The 19955-nt window shown below is 58.6% G+C and carries 18 protein-coding genes and 1 tRNA gene; 10 read left to right on the top strand and 9 right to left on the bottom strand.

Going from position 1 to position 19955, the window contains the following annotated elements; genetic code table 11:
- Positions 1 to 151: 151 nt before the first annotated feature.
- The gene (locus Z947_RS0115655; protein WP_025045233.1) at positions 152 to 733 is read right to left on the bottom strand and encodes a TetR/AcrR family transcriptional regulator; all 582 of its coding nucleotides are present in this window, start codon (positions 731 to 733) and stop codon (positions 152 to 154) included.
- Positions 734 to 809: 76 nt separating this feature from the next.
- Here Z947_RS0115655 and Z947_RS0115660 point away from each other — a divergent pair, with 76 nt between their 5' ends.
- From Z947_RS0115660 to Z947_RS0115695, 8 genes are all read left to right on the top strand, one after another.
- Entirely contained in the window at positions 810 to 1097 is a 288-nt protein-coding gene (locus Z947_RS0115660; RefSeq protein WP_025045234.1) for a putative periplasmic lipoprotein, read from the top strand.
- 136 nt (positions 1098 to 1233) lie between these two features.
- Positions 1234 to 2520 (top strand): homoserine dehydrogenase, encoded by a 1287-nt coding sequence (locus Z947_RS0115665; RefSeq protein ID WP_025045235.1) that lies wholly within the window; start codon positions 1234 to 1236, stop codon positions 2518 to 2520.
- A 23-nt stretch (positions 2521 to 2543) separates the two neighbouring features.
- Positions 2544 to 2972, top strand: a complete 429-nt coding sequence (locus tag Z947_RS0115670; protein WP_025045236.1) for a YqaA family protein — start codon at positions 2544 to 2546, stop codon at positions 2970 to 2972.
- Between the two features lie 69 nt (positions 2973 to 3041).
- A complete protein-coding gene (gene glpX / locus Z947_RS0115675) occupies positions 3042 to 4010 on the top strand; it encodes a class II fructose-bisphosphatase (protein WP_025045237.1) in 969 nt (322 codons plus the stop codon).
- Positions 4011 to 4125: 115 nt separating this feature from the next.
- Positions 4126 to 5865 carry a single-stranded-DNA-specific exonuclease RecJ gene (gene recJ / locus Z947_RS0115680; RefSeq protein WP_025045238.1) on the top strand — a complete coding sequence of 580 codons (1740 nt, stop codon included), beginning with the start codon at positions 4126 to 4128 and terminating at the stop codon, positions 5863 to 5865.
- Positions 5866 to 5944: 79 nt separating this feature from the next.
- A tRNA-Glu gene (locus tag Z947_RS0115685) sits at positions 5945 to 6019 on the top strand.
- Between the two features lie 149 nt (positions 6020 to 6168).
- Positions 6169 to 7239, top strand: a complete 1071-nt coding sequence (locus Z947_RS0115690; protein ID WP_025045239.1) for a zinc ribbon domain-containing protein — start codon at positions 6169 to 6171, stop codon at positions 7237 to 7239.
- A 124-nt stretch (positions 7240 to 7363) separates the two neighbouring features.
- Positions 7364 to 8011 carry a Crp/Fnr family transcriptional regulator gene (locus Z947_RS0115695; protein ID WP_025045240.1) on the top strand — a complete coding sequence of 216 codons (648 nt, stop codon included), beginning with the start codon at positions 7364 to 7366 and terminating at the stop codon, positions 8009 to 8011.
- An 840-nt stretch (positions 8012 to 8851) separates the two neighbouring features.
- Here Z947_RS0115695 and Z947_RS0115705 read toward each other — a convergent pair.
- From Z947_RS0115705 to Z947_RS0115740, 8 genes are all read right to left on the bottom strand, one after another.
- Positions 8852 to 9775 (bottom strand): carbohydrate kinase family protein, encoded by a 924-nt coding sequence (locus Z947_RS0115705; protein ID WP_025045241.1) that lies wholly within the window; start codon positions 9773 to 9775, stop codon positions 8852 to 8854.
- A 10-nt stretch (positions 9776 to 9785) separates the two neighbouring features.
- Entirely contained in the window at positions 9786 to 11282 is a 1497-nt protein-coding gene (locus Z947_RS0115710) for a mannitol dehydrogenase family protein (RefSeq protein ID WP_052880625.1), read from the bottom strand.
- A gap of 14 nt (positions 11283 to 11296) precedes the next feature.
- Positions 11297 to 12070: an L-iditol 2-dehydrogenase gene (locus Z947_RS0115715; protein ID WP_025045243.1), complete on the bottom strand. Its 774-nt coding sequence runs from the start codon at positions 12068 to 12070 to the stop codon at positions 11297 to 11299.
- Positions 12067 to 13071, bottom strand: coding sequence for an ABC transporter ATP-binding protein (locus Z947_RS0115720; RefSeq protein ID WP_025045244.1), 1005 nt, complete (start codon positions 13069 to 13071; stop codon positions 12067 to 12069). Before Z947_RS0115720 ends, Z947_RS0115715 begins: the two co-directional genes overlap by 4 nt.
- Before the next feature lie 11 nt (positions 13072 to 13082).
- Positions 13083 to 13913: a carbohydrate ABC transporter permease gene (locus Z947_RS0115725; protein WP_025045245.1), complete on the bottom strand. Its 831-nt coding sequence runs from the start codon at positions 13911 to 13913 to the stop codon at positions 13083 to 13085.
- A 75-nt stretch (positions 13914 to 13988) separates the two neighbouring features.
- The gene (locus Z947_RS0115730) at positions 13989 to 14855 is read right to left on the bottom strand and encodes a carbohydrate ABC transporter permease (RefSeq protein WP_025045246.1); all 867 of its coding nucleotides are present in this window, start codon (positions 14853 to 14855) and stop codon (positions 13989 to 13991) included.
- A gap of 157 nt (positions 14856 to 15012) precedes the next feature.
- Entirely contained in the window at positions 15013 to 16314 is a 1302-nt protein-coding gene (locus tag Z947_RS0115735) for an ABC transporter substrate-binding protein (protein ID WP_025045247.1), read from the bottom strand.
- 138 nt (positions 16315 to 16452) lie between these two features.
- Complete coding sequence (locus Z947_RS0115740) at positions 16453 to 17484, bottom strand: LacI family DNA-binding transcriptional regulator (protein ID WP_025045248.1); 1032 nt, start codon at positions 17482 to 17484, stop codon at positions 16453 to 16455.
- A gap of 543 nt (positions 17485 to 18027) precedes the next feature.
- Here Z947_RS0115740 and Z947_RS21165 point away from each other — a divergent pair.
- Together Z947_RS21165 and Z947_RS21170 are read left to right on the top strand one after the other, a co-directional pair.
- Positions 18028 to 18771: a sugar transferase gene (locus Z947_RS21165; protein WP_025045249.1), complete on the top strand. Its 744-nt coding sequence runs from the start codon at positions 18028 to 18030 to the stop codon at positions 18769 to 18771.
- A 75-nt stretch (positions 18772 to 18846) separates the two neighbouring features.
- Positions 18847 to 19791: a CpsD/CapB family tyrosine-protein kinase gene (locus tag Z947_RS21170; RefSeq protein ID WP_156026662.1), complete on the top strand. Its 945-nt coding sequence runs from the start codon at positions 18847 to 18849 to the stop codon at positions 19789 to 19791.
- Positions 19792 to 19955 lie beyond the last annotated feature (164 nt).

Consider the following 19955-nt stretch of genomic DNA (forward strand, 5'->3'; position numbering starts at 1 on the left):
TCCGCTGCATGCGCGAAGAGACTGGGCGCGCAGCCACCCAGCTTTACAAACTGTTTGTCGATACCGCTGTTTGTTTGTTGATACCGCTGTCCCTACGGCCAAACCCGCAACCGAGTCAGTCGCACACCCCGGGGAGGACAAGGCCAGACGGTTACGCCCCGACCGCCTTACGCACCATGTCCCAATATTGCGCCACCACTTCTTCCAGTGACAATCGCCCGCCCTGCCGGAACCATGTATTCACACCTGTCAGCATGGCGATGATCGCCAGCGTGACGATCTTGCTGTCCGCCACCTCGAACACCCCGGCCTCTGCACCGTCGCGCAAAATCTGTTCCAGACGGTCCTCATAGCGGCGGCGCAGGGCTTCGATCTCGGCAAAGTTATCCGGCTCAAGGTTGCGCAGCTCCATATAGGCGATGAACACCTCGTCGGGCCGGTCCGCGTGAAACCGGATGTGAAACGCGACAAACTGCTGCAATCGCGCAAGTGGCCCACCATCGACGGGCACGGCGGCTTCCAGCAGCCCTTCCAGATGGGTACGCATCAGGTCGACCAGCAAGGATTGCTTGTCCGGCGTATAATTATAAAGCGCACCGGCCTGCACGCCGACCTCTGCCGCAATGCTGCGCATCGACACCGCCGCATAGCCGCGTTGCGCAAACAGACGCAGCGCCGCCTGGCGAATTTTGGGGCCGGTGATTCCGGCGTGTGATCCTGTGGTACGTGCCATGCGGCTAAATTAATGAACATCCGTTCAAAAGCAAAGCCCGCTTGCGCGGTCAACGACACTGGTGCAAGAACAGGGAATGAAACGCGCCCTGCCTCTTTGCCTGACCGCTGCCCTGTTGACCGGCTGCACCCAGTTTCCCGAACTGGATCGCACCCAAAGCGCCACGCTTGAGGCCGCCGACTATCCGGCACTTGTCCCGATCGAACCGCTTTTGGCCCGCGCCGCCGCTACCACCACCGATCCTGTGCAGACCGAAGGCAATCTTAACAGCCGTCTGGCGGGGCTGCGCGCGCGCGCGAATGCCATGCGCGGGGCCGTTTTATCGGATGCGGAAAAACGCCGGCTGGAAAGCGGGCGCCGATAGGGCGATCTTCAACAAGCCCACCGCAACAGGACGGCACGCTTAAGGTTTGTCGCGTTGCATGGCCCGCGCGAAACAGCTACATCGCCACGCAACACAGGTTTGATCCCTCCTCCCCCTTTTGAAAAGGACTCGTCGCATGTCTGATCCCCTTCGCCTTGGTATTGCTGGTCTGGGCACTGTTGGTGTCGGTGTGGTGCGCATTATTCGCCAGCAGGCTGCCCTGCTAGAGGCACGCACAGGGCGCAAGATCACGATTTCGGCGGTATCTGCCCGTACCAAGGGCCGTGACCGCGGCGTGGCACTGGACAGCTACGCATGGGAGGACGATCCGGTGGCGTTGGCCACCCGCGATGACGTGGATGTCTTTGTCGAATTGATGGGCGGCGAAGACGGCCCCGCCAAAGATGCCACCGAAGCGGCGTTGAAAGCGGGCAAACACGTTGTGACCGCAAATAAGGCAATGCTAGCGATCCACGGCCAGGCACTTGCGGAACAGGCCGAAGCCAAGGGTCTTGCCCTGCGCTATGAAGCGGCAGTTGCGGGCGGTATTCCGGTGGTCAAGACGTTGATGGAAGGTCTTGCAGGAAACGAGATCACCCGCGTGATGGGGGTGATGAATGGATCGTGCAATTACATCCTGACACGGATGGAGAACTCCGGCGCGACCTATCAGGAGATTTTCGCCGAAGCGGATGGTCTGGGTTATCTCGAAGCCGATCCACAGCTTGACGTGGGCGGGATCGACGCGGCGCATAAACTCGCGATTCTGTCGGCAATTGCCTTTGGCACCCGCGTCGATTTTGACGGTATCCAGCTGGAAGGCATCGAACGTGTCTCGATCGAAGACATCCGCGCTGCTGCCGACATGGGGTACAAGATCAAACTGTTGGGCGTGGCGCAAAAGACCGGTCGCGGGCTGGAACAGCGTATGCAGCCCTGCCTTGTGCCGGACAGCTCGCCGTTGGCGCAGCTGGATGGCGGCACCAATATGGTCGTTCTCGAAGGCGACGCCGTTGGTCAGATCGTCTTGCGCGGTGCCGGTGCGGGCGAAGGCCCCACAGCCAGCGCCGTGATGGCCGATATCTGCGATATCGCACGCGGTTTGCGCGGACCGGTGTTCGGCCAGCCTGCCGTCGGTCTTGTGAACTCCACCGCTGCGCTGACAAAGCTGCCCGCCCCCTATTACCTGCGTCTGGCATTGGTCGACAAACCCGGTGCCTTGGCCAAAATCGCCACCGTTCTGGGCGAAGCAGGCGTCAGCATTGATCGCATGCGCCAGTATGGCCATGACAACAGCTCTGCACCGGTGCTGATTGTCACCCACAAGACCACTCAATCCGATATCGAAACGGCCCTTGCCGCGATGGACGATACGGGCGTGATGGCCGGCCCACCGGTCGCATTGCGCATCGAAGAGGTCTGAGGCCGCAGGCCTAGGCGCGCCCGATGATTGCCTACGCGGGCCTCTTCGCCTCGGCACTAGTGGCCGCGACCCTGTTGCCGATGCAATCAGAAGCTGTGTTGGTCGCGCTTATCGTGCAGGGGGATCATCCCGTTGCCCTGCTGTTGATTGTGGCAACGGTTGGTAATGTGTTGGGCTCTGTGATCAACTGGGCACTCGGGCGGTTTTTGCTGCGGTTCAAGCACAAGCGCTGGTTTCCCGCGTCGGACAGGCAACTGGCGCAAGCGCAAGGCTGGTATCAACGCTACGGGCGCTGGTCATTGCTGGGCAGCTGGTTGCCGGTCATTGGCGATCCGATCACCGTTGTTGCCGGTATCATGCGCGAACCGCTGCTGTCGTTTGTTTTTCTGGTCACGTTGGCCAAGGGCCTCCGCTATCTGTTTTTGGCCCAACTGACGCTCGCGTGGATTTGACAGGCTTGCCGTAAACCGCCCCTATCGCTAGACGAGAAGCAACTAAACACCATCAAGGACAGATTTCCGATGACATCCAAAGCTGATTTCCAAGACCGCATGTTATCTTTGGGCCTTGCCCGTGTTTCCGAAGCCGCCGCGCTTGCCTCTGCCAAGCTGGTGGGCAAAGGCGACGAAAAGGCCGCGGATCAGGCCGCGGTGAATGCGATGCGCGAGCAGTTGAACCTGCTTGATATCGCCGGTGTTGTGGTCATTGGCGAAGGCGAACGCGACGAGGCCCCGATGCTGTTCATCGGCGAAGAGGTCGGCACCGGCGACGGCCCCGGTGTGGACATTGCGCTGGACCCGCTGGAAGGCACGACCCTGACCGCCAAGGACATGCCGAACGCGCTGACGGTGATTGCGATGGGGCCACGCGGTTCGATGCTGCATGCGCCCGACACTTACATGGACAAGCTGGCCATCGGACCGGGGTATCCTGTGGACGTTGTTACGCTTGATATGTCGCCCGGAGAACGTGTTGCAGCACTGGCCGCCGCCAAAGGGTGCGCCGCGTCTGATATCACCGTCTGTATTCTCGAACGCCCGCGCCATGAAGAGATGATCGCAGAGGTCCGTGCCAAGGGCGCCGCGATCCGGCTGATCACCGACGGCGATGTGGCCGGTGTGATGCATTGTGCCGATCCCGAAACCGGCATCGACATGTATATGGGATCCGGTGGTGCGCCCGAAGGCGTGCTGGCAGCCGCGGCGTTGAAATGCATGGGCGGACAGATGTACACCCGTCTGGTGTTCCGCAATGACGACGAAAAAGCCCGTGCCAGCAAGGCAGGGATCACCGATTTCGACCGTATTTACACCCGCGATGAAATGGTCACCGAAGATGTGATTTTTGCCGCCACCGGTGTCACTGATGGTGCGTTGCTGCCAGGTGTGAAGCGGGAAATGGGGTGGATGACGACCGAGACGTTGATCATGCGCTCCAAGACAGGATCGGTGCGGCGGATCAATTATCGCACGCCGGTCGAAAACGACTAAGGATTGCGATGTGGTGCGGGATGTTTCGAGGCGATGCGTTTCGCAACGTGAGATCCGCACTCGGGTGATGGTTCGCGATTGAGTTTAACTGGCAAGATAGAGATGGGGAACGCGCATGAGTTTTCTGGGCGTTGAGGCATCCCTGACGGGGCGGACATGGGTTGGCCCCGGTGTAGAAGTGGAGCGGGCGGCGGAATTGCTGGTGCAGCGCACCGCCCTGCCCCAAGCGGTGTGTCAGGTCTTGGCGCGGCGCGGGGTTGCGCCCGAGGACGCCGAAGGGTTTCTTGCCCCGTCGCTGCGCGATCTGATGCCAGACCCACGCAGCCTGAAAGATATGGAAAAAGCCGCGACGCGATTTTTGGAAGCTGTCGCAAAACGCCAGAAAATCGCGGTTTTTGCGGATTATGACGTGGATGGCGGCAGCTCGGCGGCGTTGTTGCTGGTTTGGTTGCGCGAGATGGGCTGTGGTGCGACGCTTTACGTGCCCGACCGCATTGACGAGGGCTATGGCCCCAATGACGAAGCGATGGCCGCCTTGGCCGCCGATCACGACCTGATTGTCTGCGTGGATTGCGGAACATTGTCGCATGGCCCGATCGCAGCGGCAAAGGCCGCGGATGTGATCGTGTTGGATCACCATCTGGGCGGTGAGGTTTTGCCGGATGCGATGGCGGTGGTAAACCCCAACCGGCAGGACGAAGACGGGGCCTGCGGGCATCTGTGTGCCGCCGGTGTGGTGTTCCTGATGCTGGTCGAGGCGGGCCGCCAACTGCGCGCGGATAAACGCAAGGGGCCGGACCTGATGGCCCTGCTGGATCTGGTTGCCTTGGCGACAGTGGCCGACGTGGCCCCGTTGATCGGTGTGAACCGTGCCTTCGTGCGCCAGGGCTTGCGCGTGATGGCACGGCGCGAACGCGTCGGGCTGACGGCACTGGCCGATGTGGCGCGGATGGAAACTGCGCCCACGGCCTATCACCTCGGGTTCCTGCTGGGCCCGCGCATCAACGCCGGTGGGCGCATCGGACAGGCTGATCTGGGGGCGCGGCTCTTGGCCTCCAACGATCCGCATGAAACCACGGCCTTGGCCGAAAGGTTGGACACATTGAACACAGAACGGCGCGATGTCGAAGCCAGCGTGCGCGCCGCCGCGATGGCGCAGGCCGAAGAGCGCGGGTTTGATGCGCCACTGGCCTGGGCCTCCGGTCCCGGTTGGCATCCCGGTGTGGTGGGGATTGTCGCATCCCGCCTGAAAGAAGCGTCAAACCGGCCGTCTATCGTTATCGGCGTCGAGGATGGCATCGGCAAAGGATCAGGGCGGTCAGTGTCGGGAATCGACCTTGGTGCGCCGATCCAGCGGTTGGCGGCCGAAGGTTTGCTGATCAAGGGCGGCGGGCACAAGATGGCCGCTGGGCTGACCGTTGCCGAGGACAAGATCGAAGCGGCAATGGCGCGACTGTCCGAACTGATGGCGAAACAGGGTGCCCATCTGGGCGGACCTGCGGATCTGAACGTAACCGGCCTGCTGATGCCCGCGGCGGCAACGGTGGAACTGGCCGAAATGGTCGAGCAGGCGGGCCCCTTCGGTGCGGCCGCCCCTGCCCCGCGCTATGTCTTTGCCGATATGCAGATTCTGTTTGCCAAACGGGTCGGCGACAACCACCTCAAGATCAGTTTTGGCGACGGGTTGGGCGGCAAGCTCGATGCGATTGCTTTTGGGGCCTACGATACGGCCCTTGGCCCCGCGCTTGAGGCTCATGGCGGTGCGCGCTTCCATCTTGCGGGCCGTCTGGACATCAACGACTGGCGCGGTCGCCGGTCTGTTCAGCTGCGCCTTGAGGACGCTGCCGCCGCGTAAGGCATTTTTTCGCAAACAGAGGCGAATTTTCTCTTGCGCGTCGCCGCTACAGACCTTAGTGAAGCGCTCACAAGATAGTGGCCCGTTCGTCTATCGGTTAGGACGTCAGGTTTTCAACCTGAAAAGAGGGGTTCGACTCCCCTACGGGCTGCCATCTTGTTAATCCCCCTCCCTCTCAGAACGTTTTTCATCGGTTGCGCCCTGCGCAAATAGGTCCGGTAATCGGTTGCGACGTCCTTCCCGATTCAAGTACCATCACGCCAGACAATTCTCCCCCCTTGGGTCAAACGCATTGGATCAAATATGAAAGCCGTTCGTCGCCCCATGTTCTGGTACGGCCTTGCAATGTGGGTGTTGTCAGTTGTGATCTCTACCTTGCTGATCCAGCTGGGCGCGTTGATCATGTCCGATGTGCCGACAGCCGGTAAACGGATTGCGCAGAACGATTTCCTCAATACCACCGAGCTGGCGGCGATAGACACAGCGATTGTGCAAACCGAAAGGCTGCTTGCTGATAAAACCCATGAAATTGAAGACGCGAGATTTGTTCTTCGCTCGTGGACGCTGGACTATCAGAATCAACGTGCAAGCTTTGAAAATTGGGTAAAAACCCGCTCTGCAACAGGTGCTGACGACCAGAACAGCGAAGTTGTTGAACGGGTTAGGGCAATCGAACTGCTCAAGCAGGAAGAGCGCAACGCCGGACGGTTGGTCGAGGACCTGCAACAGGAAGTCATCGCGGCCAAACGCGAATTGCAGGATTTGCGCGGTGAGCGCAGTGCGATTCTAACGGCGGCAAACGCCCCCTATCAAAAGGCGCAGAAACGTGAGGTTCTAAAGGTCTTTTTGTTCCGGCTGGTCCTGACCCTGCCCTTGTTGTTGATTGCGGGCTGGCTGGCCATGAAGAAACGTCAGTCAAGCTATTGGCCGGTGTATCGCGGGTTCATCATCTTTGCCCTGTTTGCGTTTTTCGTCGAACTGGTGCCCTACCTGCCATCCTACGGGGGCTATGTCAGATATATCGTCGGCATCCTGTTAGCCTTGATTCTCGCGCATTTTGCGACCAGAGGCATGGCGCGATATTTGCAGAAGAAGCAGAGCGAAGAACAGCGCCCCGAAACCGAAAAGCGCAAGCTGATCGAATATGAAACCGCGATCAAGAAAATCTCGGACGGTGTTTGCCCCAGTTGCGATCGCCAATTTGGCGCGCAGAATTCGCGGAAAGCTGACAGCACGCCCGCCTCGAACGTCGACTTTTGCGTTCACTGCGGGTTCTGCCTTTACAACTCATGCGACAACTGCGGCCAGCGTGAAAATTCCTTTTACAAATTCTGCGGAGCGTGCGGCGTTCCAGCGCAAAAGGTGACACCCTGACAAGCAAGCCGGTGATGACCCTTTGAACGAGGCCAGATTTCTGCGCCCGCAGGTCAATCCGGTAAAGACTGTCCATACAATCGCTGGTATGGGTATGCGGCGTTTGTAGGAGGTAAACCCAGTCGTGGATCAGGCCAGTTTCTTTCTGGAAACCTCTCAAGAATTGCGCCGGCTGTTCGACAAAGCCTTTGTTTCCCGTAAACTTAAGGCGGGCGAAACCCTGTTTGAACAGGACGAACACGACGATCGTCTCTATGTTCTGGACGAAGGGCTGCTTGAGGTCAGCGTTTATTCTGCAGGTGGGCGCAAACATGCCCTGAACCTGCTGCGCCCTGAAAGCGTCTTTGGCGAGATCGCGATGTTTGACCCCGGCCCGCGCACCGCGCGGATCGAAGCCGTCGAAAACTGCAAGCTGCGCTATATCCGTCAGGCCGCGCTGATCGCTGAAATCGCCAGAGAACCACATCTGGCAGCGGAGCTGCTGAGCCTTGCCGGTAAACGCATGCGCTGGATGAGCAAGCAGATGGAAGAACAGGTGTTCCTGCCCCCTGCCCCCCGACTGGCCGCCAAGGTCCTGTATCTGGCTGGCGAGGACGGCAAAATCGCGATGTCGCAAGCGCAGATGGCCGATTACGTCGGCGTCACCCGCGAAGTCGTGTCAAAGATCCTGTCAGAATGGCGACGCGAAGGTTTTGTGAAACTGTCACGCGGGCGGATCGAAGTGACCAATCCTGCGGCGCTCGAAGACATTAAAAACGATACTCCAGAGTAAATACTTAACCTTGTGTGAACGTGTTCGCAGAACCGCGCATCATGTCATGGCACATCTGTTTCACGGTCCAAACGGACCACACCATTGAAACGGGGAGAACAGGGTAAGATTGGCCGGTGCCACACAGCACGCATCACTTTATTGATACGATGGGTCCTGCGGGCACGAGAATTGCGAAGTTTTTTTGCAGTTTTCATAGCGGGCGCTGTCGAACGGGCTTTGTGCCCTCGATTGTGACCATTCCGGTTGAAATTGACCTGCCTCATAAAGAATTTAACCGCCTGCGGCTGGTTGCTTTTGCACCGCTGTCGCGCCGGTAAAAAGGAATGCTCGTCGGGTCATGGCACGGCCCGGTTCTGGAAGAACGACCTGTTACCGGTCACCTGATCTTCTGGAAAACCAGACCCGCAACTTCAGGGTCGTCTGCCCACTATAGTGTGGGAAGGCATTGTGTTCGGGCGCGAAATTAGCGCGTTGCCTTGCGTGACCGCCTTTTTGTCAGGTGGTCGCGGGTTCCGCAAAACGGGCGCAGCTTGTCCGGATTGTGGCGATTGCGATGGATATGGCGTGTATTGTCGCGTTGTCCCCACCGTACAGGCCGCATCTTAGGATGTGGTCAGGAATTCCGGGGCCGATGGCCGCAGTCTTGCGGATCACCAGCGGCTTTGGGGCGAACTTGGTTCGCTGACATTCGCAATTGCCTTTTTGTCAGGCCCTTGCGGTTCTACGGAGGAGCACATGTGTTTCGCCTGTGGAGGGTGCGGTAGTTGTTGCGCGTATTTGGTGCGTTGTGACTGCCGCGTATCCCTGCATTTCAGCGGGGATTCTCAAACGTCACTGTCAAATTTCATGCGCCCAAGGCGGGTTTGCCCCTGCCCGCGACACCGTCACCGCAGCAACCCGCGCGCCCAAGGCCAAGGCCCCCGCAAAATCCTGTGCCGACATGTCGCGCAACGCCGCTTTGCTCAATCGCCCCTCCCGATGCAGATGCCCCAGAACGCCCGCATTAAAGGTATCACCCGCCCCGACCGTATCCACCACAGTAGCCCGCTCTGCCGCCACATGGGCCACCTCACCGTCACACAGGGCCATCGCCCCTTCCGAGCCCCGTGTAACGATCACAAAGCGCGCACCTTTGGCCTGTAACAGGGCCGCCTGATCCTCAAGCGAGCCGGCCCCGCCCGTGATCCACGCCAGATCTTCGTCCGAAACCTTGATGATATCGGCCTGCCCCAGCATCCGGTCCAGACGCGCACGATACGCAGGCGCATCGGTGATAAAAGACGGGCGGATGTTGGGGTCGATCATCACCGGATAATTGCCCGCAGCTGTCGCACAAAGATCGGCGTAAGCATCGGCAGCCGGCAGGCTGACAAGGCTGATTCCCCCGAAATATAGGGCGCTGGTGTCAGCCGGAAGCACGGGCATGTCAGCGACGGTGATCATCCGCCCCGCAGACCCTTCGTCGTAAAACGCATAAGTTGCGTGGCCCTCCACCAGATGCACAATCGCAAGCGTCGTCAAAAGGTCGGAGCGCACAAGCAGATCTGTGCTGACCTTGTTGGCAGCGAGCGTTTCGGCCAGCTGCCCCCCGAACGCATCCCGCGAAATGCCACTGATCATCCCCGCAGGCACGCCCAGACGTCCCAGCGCAACGGCCGTGTTAAAGATCGCACCGCCCGTGTGGGGCACAAATGCGTTCCGACCGTCCGGCTGTGCGACGGGGATCATATCCATCAAGGCTTCGCCGCAGCAAATGATCATCTATCTGGTCCTAGTCTTGCACATAGCGGGTCAATGCCGCCTCTACGCCTTCGCTGTGCAGCATTTCCAGCCATCCGCAAAACGCGTCGGCAAAGGGTTCCGCATCCGCCAGTTCGCCGTAGATATGGCGCATTTCCAGCCAGGCCAGCGGGGTCGCTTTTGCCTTTATCGCAACCTGCTGCAGGTCATCCCACGCAGGATCGTTCGGTGCGACCGTGCTGCCATCCTCGCGCTGGCCCGTGCAATAGCGTGCCCACAAGGCTGAAACCAAGGCCAGCCCCGTCACAGGCGCGCCTGCCGCCAACCCATCGCGGACAGAGGGCAGCAGGAAGCCGGGGTGGCGGCTTGACCCGTCAAAGGCCACGCGGCGCGTGGTGTCCTTGATCTCCGCATTGGCGAAACGGCCGGCGATCAGGTCAAGATAGGCCAAAGCCGTCATGCCGGGCACATCCGCCACATGCGGCGCGATTTCGTCGCGCACAACCTTGTGCAACAAGGCGCTGATCAACGGATGGGCCATGGCTCCCGAAATCGTCTCCACCCCCAGAATTTCGGCGGGGTCCGCGATGATCTGGTGTCCACCATTCAGCACACGCAGTTTCATCGCCTCGAAGTCATGCACCGCGTTCGAGATCGTCGCGCCGGCCTCTTCCCACGGCGGGCGCCCTGCACAGAACGCATCTTCGATCACCCATTGGCGAAAGTTCTCGTGGGTCACGGGGGCCGCGTCGTCGATCCCGAAGCTGCGGGCAAGAGCAATCTCTGAGGGTCCGGTAGCCGGCACGATGCAGTCGACCATCGCGTTGGGAAACGTGCAGTTGGCCGCAATCCAATCCGCCAGATCTGGGTCGGACAGGCGCGCCAGCGACACCAGCGTCTGGCGCAGGATGTCGCCATTGCCTTGCAGGTTGTCACAGCTTTGTCCGGTGAAGGGTCCAGTTCCAGCATCACGACGCAAACGCAGCGCGGCGATCATGGCACCAAAAGCGGTGCGCGGTGTCGCGGGATGTGCTGCGTCATGCCGGATGTCTTCGTGGCGCGCATCAAACCCGCCTGTGGCCGGATCAATGTAATACCCGCCTTCGGTGACCGTCAGCGACACAATGCGGATAGCCGGATCAGCCATTTGCGCAATCAATGCAGCATTGCCTTCCTGCACCGGCAGAAAATCGATCATTGCGCCGGACACTTCCGCCGATTTACCGGAAGGGTCCAGTTCGATCAGCGTGGTCAGGCAATCCTGCGCCAACAGGCGTTCGCGCTGCGCACTGTCCGCCGCGCGCACACCGGCCCCGATGATGGCCCAGTCCAGCGCTTTGCCCTGCTGCATCAAACGGTGCAGATACCACGCCTGATGCGCACGGTGAAAATTGCCAAGACCGATGTGCACGATCCCAGCCGTCAGTGCGCTGCGATCATAAGTCGGGCGCGCGATGCCCTCTGGCAAGTCCGCCAATGTCGCAGCGCCAAGCGCCGTCAGGCCAAGATTTTGTCCACCGTCTGCCATCTGTTTATCCCTGCTCAGCTCATCCATTGACCGCCGTCCACATTATAACATTGGGCGACGACATAGGCCGCCTCCTCACTCGCCAGAAACACCGCCATACCGGTCAAATCCTCGGGCTGCCCCATGCGCCCGAAGGGCACCGCGGCCGCGACTTCGGCTTTCTTCTGGCCCGGTGCCTTGCCTTCGTGTTTGGCAAAAAACGCATCCACCCCGTCCCAATGTTCACCGTCCACCACACCCGGTGCGATGGCGTTGACATTGATGCCGTGTCTGATCAGGTCCAGCCCCGCCGATTGCGTCAGGCTGATCACCGCCGCTTTGGTCGCACAATAGACCGCAACCAAGGGTTCGCCCCGCCGGCCTGCCTGACTGGCCATGTTGATGATTTTGCCTTTGACGCCGCACTCGATCATGTGTTTTGCAACGGCCTGCATCGTGAACAACGTGCCTGCGACGTTGATGTTGAACAGCCGGCTGAAGTCGGCGCGGTCAATCTCGATGATCGGTGCCGCCGAAAAGAGAGCAGCGTTGTTGATCAGGATGTCGATCTGCCCGAATGCCCCGACAGTTGCGTTCACGGCGTCATTGATGCTGTTTTGATCGCTCACATCCATTTCAACGGCAATGGCGTTTTCGCCAATCGCGGCAGCGGCGGTGCGGGCAAGGTCGATGTTGATATCGCCGATCGCCACGCGCGCGCCTTCCGCCACATAGGCCTTGGCAAAGCTCAGCCCGATTCCGCGCGCGGCACCGGTGATCAGAGCCGTCTTGCCGTCCAGCCGCTTCATGCGATGCGCAGCCCGTCAGCGCCAAAGCGGTGGATCACGTCATCACGCGGCGTCAGGTGAACGCGGTCGCCATATTTGAACCCGACCTCGCCATCGGCCCGTACGGTGATTGTTTCGGCCAATCCCGTGTCGTGGATGTGAAAGAATGTATCCGACCCAAGGTGTTCGGAGACCCCGACGGTGCCGCTCCACGGTCCTTCATTCGCCGAGATGGCGATGTGTTCGGGGCGCACACCAATTGTGTGACAGCCGTATTTTTGTGCCTCTGCGCCCTCGATCAGGTTCATCTTGGGCGAACCGATGAAACCGGCAACAAACAGGTTGCGCGGCTCACGATACAATTCGAGCGGAGAGCCGACCTGTTCAATATTGCCTGCCCGCAGCACCACGATTTTATCGGCCATGGTCATCGCCTCGACCTGATCATGGGTCACATAGATCATGGTGGTCGCAAGTTTCTTGTGCAGCTCGGAAATTTCCATCCGCATGCCGACACGCAGGGCGGCATCAAGATTTGAGAGCGGTTCGTCAAACAGGAAGGCCGAAGGCTCGCGCACAATCGCACGGCCAATGGCGACCCGCTGGCGCTGACCGCCCGACAATTGCCCCGGCTTGCGATCAATGTAATCGGCAAGGTTCAGCACAGAGGCGGCGTTGTCGACGCGCCGGTCGATTTCGCTTTGCTCCATCTTCGCCATCTTCAGGGGAAAGGCGATGTTCTTGCGCACCGACATATGCGGATAAAGCGCATAAGACTGGAACACCATCGCAAGGCCGCGTTTGGCAGGCGGCAGCTGCGTCGCGTCATTGCCGTCGATGCGGATCTGCCCGCTGGTGGTGTCTTCAAGCCCCGCAATCAGCCGCAGCAGCGTGGATTTACCACAGCCCGAGGGGCCGACGAAAACGGTGAATTCGCCGTCTTCAATGGTCAGATCCAGCGGCGGAATAACTTCGGTTTCGCCAAAAGATTTGGTGACTTTGTCGAGTGTAATGCGTCCCATATCGATAGTCCTTATTTCACCGCGCCAAAGGTCAGGCCGCGTACAAGTTGTTTCTGGCTGAACCAGCCAAGGATGAGGATCGGTGCGATGGCCATGGTGCTGGCCGCGCTGAGTTTTGCGTAAAACAACCCCTCAGGGCTGGAGTAGCTGGCGATGAACGCCGTCAGCGGTGCCGCCTTGGCCGCTGTGAGGTTGAGCGTCCAGAAGGCTTCGTTCCATGCGAGGATAAAGTTCAGAAGCATGGTGGAGGCAATGCCGGGAATGGCCATCGGTGTCAGGATGTGGATGATCTCGGATTTGAGGGTCGCCCCGTCCATCCGCGCCGCCTCAAGGATCTCGCCGGGAATTTCCTTAAAGTAGGTATAGAGCATCCAGACGATGATCGGCAGGTTGATCAGCATCAACACGATGACAAGGCCGGTACGGCTGTCGAGAAGGCCGAATTTGATAAAGATCAGATACATCGGGTAGAGCACCCCAACCGCCGGCAACATCTTGGTGGAGAGCATCCAGAGCAGGATATCTTTGGTGCGGTGCGAGGGCACGAAGGCCATCGACCACGCCGCAGGCACCGCAATGATCACGCCCAAGAGGGTCGACCCACCGGCGATGATGATCGAGTTCCACAGGAACCGCGCATAGTTGGACCGCTCCAACACGGCGCTGTAGTTTTCCAGCGTCCAGTCAAAGGCCAGAAACACCGGTGGATCGGAAATCGCCTGTGCTTCGGTTTTGAAGCTGGTGATGATGGTCCAGAGGATCGGGAAAAAGATCAGCAGACCGATGGCCCAAGCAAAGGCGGTATTGATCGCCTTACGTTGTGGAGTGACGGAACGTGCCATTATGCGGTCCTCTCGGTTGGCGTTTCACAGGGCGGCAAATCAATGCCGCAGTACGCGGATGCGGGGTGTGTCAGATCAGTTATCAAGGTTCTTCCCCACAATGCGCATCAGGAAGATGGCGACGATGTTGGCAAGGATGATGGCATAGACACCGCCCGCAGACCCAAGGCCGACGTTCTGGCTTTCCAGCACCCGCTGGAAGATCAGATAGGTCAGCGTCTTGGTGCCAAAGGCCCCGCCGGTGGTCACAAAGATTTCCGCAAAGATCGACAGCAGAAAGATCGTCTGGATCAGCACAACAATGGTAATGGCGCGGCTGAGGTGGGGCAGCACGATGAACCAGAAGCGTTTGAGGTGTGGCGCGCCGTCCATCTCGGCAGCTTCCAGCTGCTCGCTGTCCAGTGACTGGATCGCGGTCAGCAGGATCAGTGTGGCAAAGGGCAGCCATTGCCAGCTGACGATCAGGATGATCGAGGGCATGGACGCTTCGGACATCCACGACACCGGATCAGCGCCAAAGAACTTCCACAGATGCGCAAACAGCCCGTTGTTGGGATCCATAAAGATGTTCTTCCAGACCAGCGCGGAAACAGTGGGCATGACAAAGAACGGGGCGATCACAAGGATACGCACAACCCCCTGCCCCCACATCGGCTGGTCCAGCAGCATCGCCAGCAAGATCCCAAGACAGACCGTGATGATCAGAACAGAGCCCACGATCAGCAAGGTTGTCATCACCGAGGGCCAGAAGGCGCTTGAGCCGACGAAACGGGTGTAGTTGTCAAAACCGGCCCATCCCAGATCGCCACCGCGCAGTGGCAGATACTTACGGAACGAGAACCAGAGTGTCATGGTGAGCGGCACCAGCATCCAGCCCAAGAGCAGGATCACTGCGGGGGCCATCATCACGCGTGCGGCTGATCTGGATGCTTTGGTCGCCATTTGGAGTCACCTTTCCCGGGGACAGGCCAGCCACTATGGCATCGGCCGTCTGAGATTTCGGATTATGAATGAAATGGTAGGGGTGTGAAGGGCGGCAGCGCGCGGCCGCCGCCCTTCGGTACTTTTAGAAACTCGTTACAGGGTACGAGAGTGCCGCTTACTTGTAGCCTGCGGCTTCCATCGCGTCGTTGGTCAACGCCTGTGCTTTGGCCAAAGCTTCCTCAACAGTCTGCTGACCGGCATACGCGGCAGAGAACTCCTGGCTGACTTCGGAGGCGATACCGGCGAACTCGGGGATCGCGGCGAACTGCACACCAACATAGGGGCTTTCTTCAACGGTAGAGTTGTTCGGATCAGCTGACAGGATGGAGTCCAATGTCATCTGCGCGAAAGGCACCTTCTGGTACTCAGGGTTCTCGTACAGGGATGTACGCGCACCTGGAGGAACATTTGCCCAGCCTTCGTTGGCCGCAACCAGTTCGATGTATCCGGTGCCTGTTGCCCATTCGATGAACTCTTTGGCAGCGGCCTCTTTTTGTGTGCCGGCTGGGATGGCCAGCGCCCAAGCCCAGAGCCAGTTGGAGCGTTTGCCCAAACCGTTGTCAGGTGCCAGTGCGAAACCAACGTGATCCGCAACGGTAGAATCTTTGCCCGTTACAAAAGATGCCGCAACCGTGGCGTCGATCCACATGCCGCATTTGCCCTGATTGAACAGTGACAGGTTTTCGTTGAAACCGTTGGTCGCGTAACCGGCAGGACCGGATGCATCCATGGTGTCTTTGAAGAAGTTGACCGTGTTGGCCCATGCTTCTGTGTCAAACTGTGCGTTCCAGTCCATGTCGAACCAGCGTGCACCGAAAGAGTTGGACATCGCGGTGATGAATGCACCACCCTCGCCCCAACCGGCCTTGCCGCGCAGGCAGATGCCGTTGATTTCGTTCTCACGGTCGGTCATTGCGGCGGCAGCCTCGGCAATGAATTCCCATGTTGGCGCTTTCGGCATTTCCAGACCGGCTTTTTCCATCAGGTCCGTGCGGTACATGACCATGGAGCTTTCGCCGTAGAACGGTGAGGCGTAAAGCGTGCCGTCATAGGACAGGCCACCGGCCATCGCGGGCAGAATGTCTGCGGCGTTGTATTCTGCGGACAAGTCATCCAGCGGGATCAACCAGCCGTTTTTGCCCCAGATCGGTGTTTCGTACATGCCGATTGTCATGATATCGAAAGACCCACCTTTGGTGGTGATGTCTGTTGTCACACGCTGGCGCAGCACGTTTTCTTCCAGAGTGACCCACTCGACTTCGTGGCCCGTTTTCTCGGTGAAATCAGCGGTCAGACCCTGCATGCGGATCATGTCACCGTTGTTTACAGTTGCGATTGTAAGTGTTTCGGCAAATGCGCCGCTTGCAGTGATCAGCGTAACCGCCGTCGCCGCACCAAGTGCGTTTCTCACAGACATCCGAATCCTCCCTAAAGTTAGATGTTATGTGCCCTAAGGTTAATCGAAAACAAAACGCGCCGTCAAATAAAAATTTACGCGCGGAAAGTTTTGAGGAAAATCAAAAGCTCCGCATGCGGACAAACAGACAGGGCTGCGTTATGCCGACTGGCGCATGATCAGTTTGCCTTCGTAAAGCACGGTTTCACGGGCGCGCGACTGATCACCCGATTCGACCACATCAAACAACGTCTGCACCGCGCGGCGCGACACTGCGTCATAATCCTGTGCAATCGTCGTGAGCGGCGGACAGGTAAACCGCGAAAACGGGTGGTCATCCTGACCGGCAATGCGCAGATCACTGCCCGCATCGCGCCCGACGCGCAGCCCCTTTTCATAGCAGGCCGTCAGCAATCCGATGGCAAGGCGGTCATTGCTGCACAGTATCGTATTCGTCGCAAAGCCCCCCGCCTCGAGCGTCCGGATACCACCCGCGCGGCCGATTTCTTCGAATGACCATCCCTGCCCTTCAACCTTCACAATCGACGGCTCAAAGCCCAGTTGCGTCATGGCATCCAGATATCCCTGCCGCCGCTTGTTGGCATTGGGATTGGCTGGGTCTTTCATTTCAAAGAAACAAGGCGGTTCGCCGGTGCGACACAGGTATTCCACCATCAACATCGAAAATTGCGGATTGTCCGACCCGATAAAGGCGAGCCCCATATCGGGCAGGTTGCTGTCAAACAAAACGGTCGGCACTTCGTCACAGAACGACGACACTGCCGCGCTGTCAGAAATCCGGCCCAAGGGCGCAATCAAGGCCCCTGCCGGTTTGAGCGCGCGCAGGTTCTCCAGTATCTCGACTTCCAGATCCGGGTTGCCGTGCGAGCTGAACAAAGTGGGGCTGTATCCTGCATCAATACAGCGCTGTTCGATGTTGCGCGCAATCTCGGCAAAGAACGGGTCGGCCAGATAGGGCACCATAATGCCGACGTTCTTGGTCAGCTTGCGGTTCTGGTTCATTGCGAAAATATTCGGCCGGTAGTCATACTTTTCCAAAGCCGCCTCGATCCGAGCCCGTGTGGTGGCACGTACCGAACCCGGATCATGGAAATACTTCGACACAGTGGGCCGCGACAATCCGCTGATGGAGGCGAATTCTTCCATGTTTCTGATTTTGACAGGTACCATTGGCTAAACAAATTCCTGAAGGCGTATGAAGGGCGATTCAGGAAAACTTTACGACAGGATTTCAAAATTGTCGCGCGGAAAATTCGGTATGTCAAAAAACCTGTTCAAAGTGATTCTACAGGTGCCCTCCGCCGAATGTGCCTCTTTATCGCCATAAAGTAATCTTGTATTTTCCCGCATGACGGGAGAGCGCGGTAAAAACCGAACCCGTTTCGTGGACAATCCTTCTGAGACCAGCTCAATGTTCCCCAAACCTGCCCGAAACAGACTGTTTCCCTAGGTTTTCATCAAATGCGGCGAAAATGAGTTATAGCTGCGGTGAGAATATTGCGTCTGCTTGTTCCTGACCGAAAGTTGGCAAAACCGCGCCCTAAACAGGGTGCGGATGTGTGCAAAACAGGACGGGATTGTCGGTGGAGGAAAAATGGATATGGCGTTTGCGGCCAACCTTTCCCCTTCCCGACAGTGCAACGGCGCGATATTCGGGCGCTTGAAAAGGTGCTTGGATTTTTTTGAGTACGTATTTGACCCTGGGGGGTTAGAATGAAAGATAACGCAACAAATTCTGCCGAATTCGGTTTGTTCCCTTTTGCAAACGGAACTTCCTTTGGCAACTCTGCGCTGGCGCAAAACAGCCGCGTCTGGGATGCCGCATTGGCTGCCAAAAGCGGGCCGGTCTATTTGTACCGCCACATTGGCAAACGCATTTTGGACATTTTGTTTGTGCTGCTTACCCTGCCCTTTTCACTGCCGATCATCGGTTTTGCCGCGCTGGCCCTGTGGTTCAGCGGTGGCAGCCCGTTCTATACACAGGACCGTCTGGGCGCCGGGGGCAAGCGGTTTTCGATCCTGAAGCTGCGCACAATGGTGCCCAACGCCGAACAGGTTCTGGAAGAGTATTTGGCAAAAGACCCCGAAATGCGCCGGGAATGGGACGAGATCCAGAAGCTGCGCAATGACCCGCGCATCACACCCTTAGGTCACCTGCTGCGCAAAACATCCATGGATGAATTGCCACAGCTGTTTAACGTGCTGTTCGGGGACATGAGCCTTGTGGGTCCGCGTCCGATGATGCCCGAACAGCTGGAAATGTACGGCAATGCGGCACATTACAACGCGGTCAAACCCGGCATCACCGGCCTGTGGCAAGTGTCCGCGCGCAACAATGAACGGTTTACCTACCGCAATGAAGTAGACAGCGCCTATGTGCGGTCCCTGACGCTTAAAATGGACCTGACCATCCTTTTCAAAACCATCGGCGTGGTTTTGCGTCCGACGGGGCACTAAGTATGGGACAGATTTTCGCGATGGCACAAAAAGGTGTAGACAGGTCTTATGGCCAAACCCCCGAAGGAGATTACGATGCGTGATTTACATGCCGCTGAAGACCTCCAGGCTGAAATGATCAAAACCCCTGTCGTTTTGCCGAAAGCCGGCATGCGCCACAGCATCCGTCCGCGCCGCGCGCTGATCGAGGCGATGGACGCGCAGGATATCGTTCAGCAGGACACCGCACGGGTCCTGCCAGCACGGGTCAAGCCGCAGCCCTCCGACATCCGCCAACCGGCGCTGCCCAAAAGCTATGCGCCCGACACCAACCTGCCGCGCTGGCATGAGCTGGATCACATTGAACCGGGCACAAGCCGCAAGGATGATACAGCGTTGCCGGTTGTGGACGCCTCCCGTGACAGCGCATCGGTGCGCGCCTTTGACCAGCTGCGCACAAGATTGCGACAGATCACGCAGGAACACGGCTGGACCAACATCGGCATCACCACCCCCACGTCGGGGTGCGGGAATACCTTCACCGCAATGAACCTTGCGCTGAGCCTGTCGCGGGTTAAAGGGTCGCGGACCGTCCTGATGGATTTCAACCTGCGCCGCCCCGGCATTGCCAAGGCTTTCGACATTACGCCGCGCGGGTCTATGCGGGACTTTCTGATGGGCCATGCACCGATCGGCGATCACATGATCAAAGTCAGTGAAACGCTGGCCTTGGGACTGAACAACTGCGCGGACCCCGAAGCGGCGGAAACGCTACAGTCCCCCGAAACGGCGCATACAATGGAACGGATGCGCGCCGCATTGCAGCCCGAGATCGTCCTATACGATATGCCTGCTATGCTGACCCATGACGACGTATCCGCCTATCTGCCGCAACTTGATGGTGTGCTGCTGGTGTCGGATGGGACCCAGACGATGGCCCGCGAGTTGATGGAATGCGAACGCATGTTGAACGATCAGGTGCCCCTGCTCGGTGTCGTGCTGAACCGCGCCCGTGCGGATTCAATCCAGCGCTACAGCTAACGCCACACCCTTTTTTCTGGCGACATCACCCCAAAGGCAGTCTTTTGAAGGCTGCCTTTTTTACCCCTCATCTTCTGATTGTTTTTGCCCTATTATGGACAGAATGTTCTGAATATTAGGCGTACCGCCCAATCGTAAAAGACATTGGCGGCGACCAAGAACTG

The sequence above is a fragment of the Sulfitobacter geojensis genome, assembly GCF_000622325.1.
Taxonomy (GTDB): Bacteria; Pseudomonadota; Alphaproteobacteria; order Rhodobacterales; family Rhodobacteraceae; genus Sulfitobacter; species Sulfitobacter geojensis.

Excerpts from the sequence above, each read along its gene's own strand:
- Z947_RS0115730 (WP_025045246.1), bottom strand. The coding sequence starts at position 14,855 with ATGGCGACCAAAGCATCCAGATCAGCCGCACGCGTGATGATGGCCCCC.
- Z947_RS0115735 (WP_025045247.1), bottom strand. The coding sequence starts at position 16,314 with ATGTCTGTGAGAAACGCACTTGGTGCGGCGACGGCGGTTACGCTGATC.
- Z947_RS0115740 (WP_025045248.1), bottom strand. The coding sequence starts at position 17,484 with ATGGTACCTGTCAAAATCAGAAACATGGAAGAATTCGCCTCCATCAGC.
- Z947_RS0115660 (WP_025045234.1), top strand. The coding sequence starts at position 810 with ATGAAACGCGCCCTGCCTCTTTGCCTGACCGCTGCCCTGTTGACCGGC.
- recJ (WP_025045238.1), top strand. The coding sequence starts at position 4,126 with ATGAGTTTTCTGGGCGTTGAGGCATCCCTGACGGGGCGGACATGGGTT.
- Z947_RS21165 (WP_025045249.1), top strand. The coding sequence starts at position 18,028 with ATGAAAGATAACGCAACAAATTCTGCCGAATTCGGTTTGTTCCCTTTT.
- Z947_RS0115725 (WP_025045245.1), bottom strand. The coding sequence starts at position 13,913 with ATGGCACGTTCCGTCACTCCACAACGTAAGGCGATCAATACCGCCTTT.
- Z947_RS0115655 (WP_025045233.1), bottom strand. The coding sequence starts at position 733 with ATGGCACGTACCACAGGATCACACGCCGGAATCACCGGCCCCAAAATT.
- Z947_RS21170 (WP_156026662.1), top strand. The coding sequence starts at position 18,847 with ATGCGTGATTTACATGCCGCTGAAGACCTCCAGGCTGAAATGATCAAA.
- Z947_RS0115670 (WP_025045236.1), top strand. The coding sequence starts at position 2,544 with ATGATTGCCTACGCGGGCCTCTTCGCCTCGGCACTAGTGGCCGCGACC.
- Z947_RS0115705 (WP_025045241.1), bottom strand. The coding sequence starts at position 9,775 with ATGATCATTTGCTGCGGCGAAGCCTTGATGGATATGATCCCCGTCGCA.
- Z947_RS0115720 (WP_025045244.1), bottom strand. The coding sequence starts at position 13,071 with ATGGGACGCATTACACTCGACAAAGTCACCAAATCTTTTGGCGAAACC.
- glpX (WP_025045237.1), top strand. The coding sequence starts at position 3,042 with ATGACATCCAAAGCTGATTTCCAAGACCGCATGTTATCTTTGGGCCTT.
- Z947_RS0115715 (WP_025045243.1), bottom strand. The coding sequence starts at position 12,070 with ATGAAGCGGCTGGACGGCAAGACGGCTCTGATCACCGGTGCCGCGCGC.
- Z947_RS0115710 (WP_052880625.1), bottom strand. The coding sequence starts at position 11,282 with ATGGCAGACGGTGGACAAAATCTTGGCCTGACGGCGCTTGGCGCTGCG.
- Z947_RS0115690 (WP_025045239.1), top strand. The coding sequence starts at position 6,169 with ATGAAAGCCGTTCGTCGCCCCATGTTCTGGTACGGCCTTGCAATGTGG.
- Z947_RS0115665 (WP_025045235.1), top strand. The coding sequence starts at position 1,234 with ATGTCTGATCCCCTTCGCCTTGGTATTGCTGGTCTGGGCACTGTTGGT.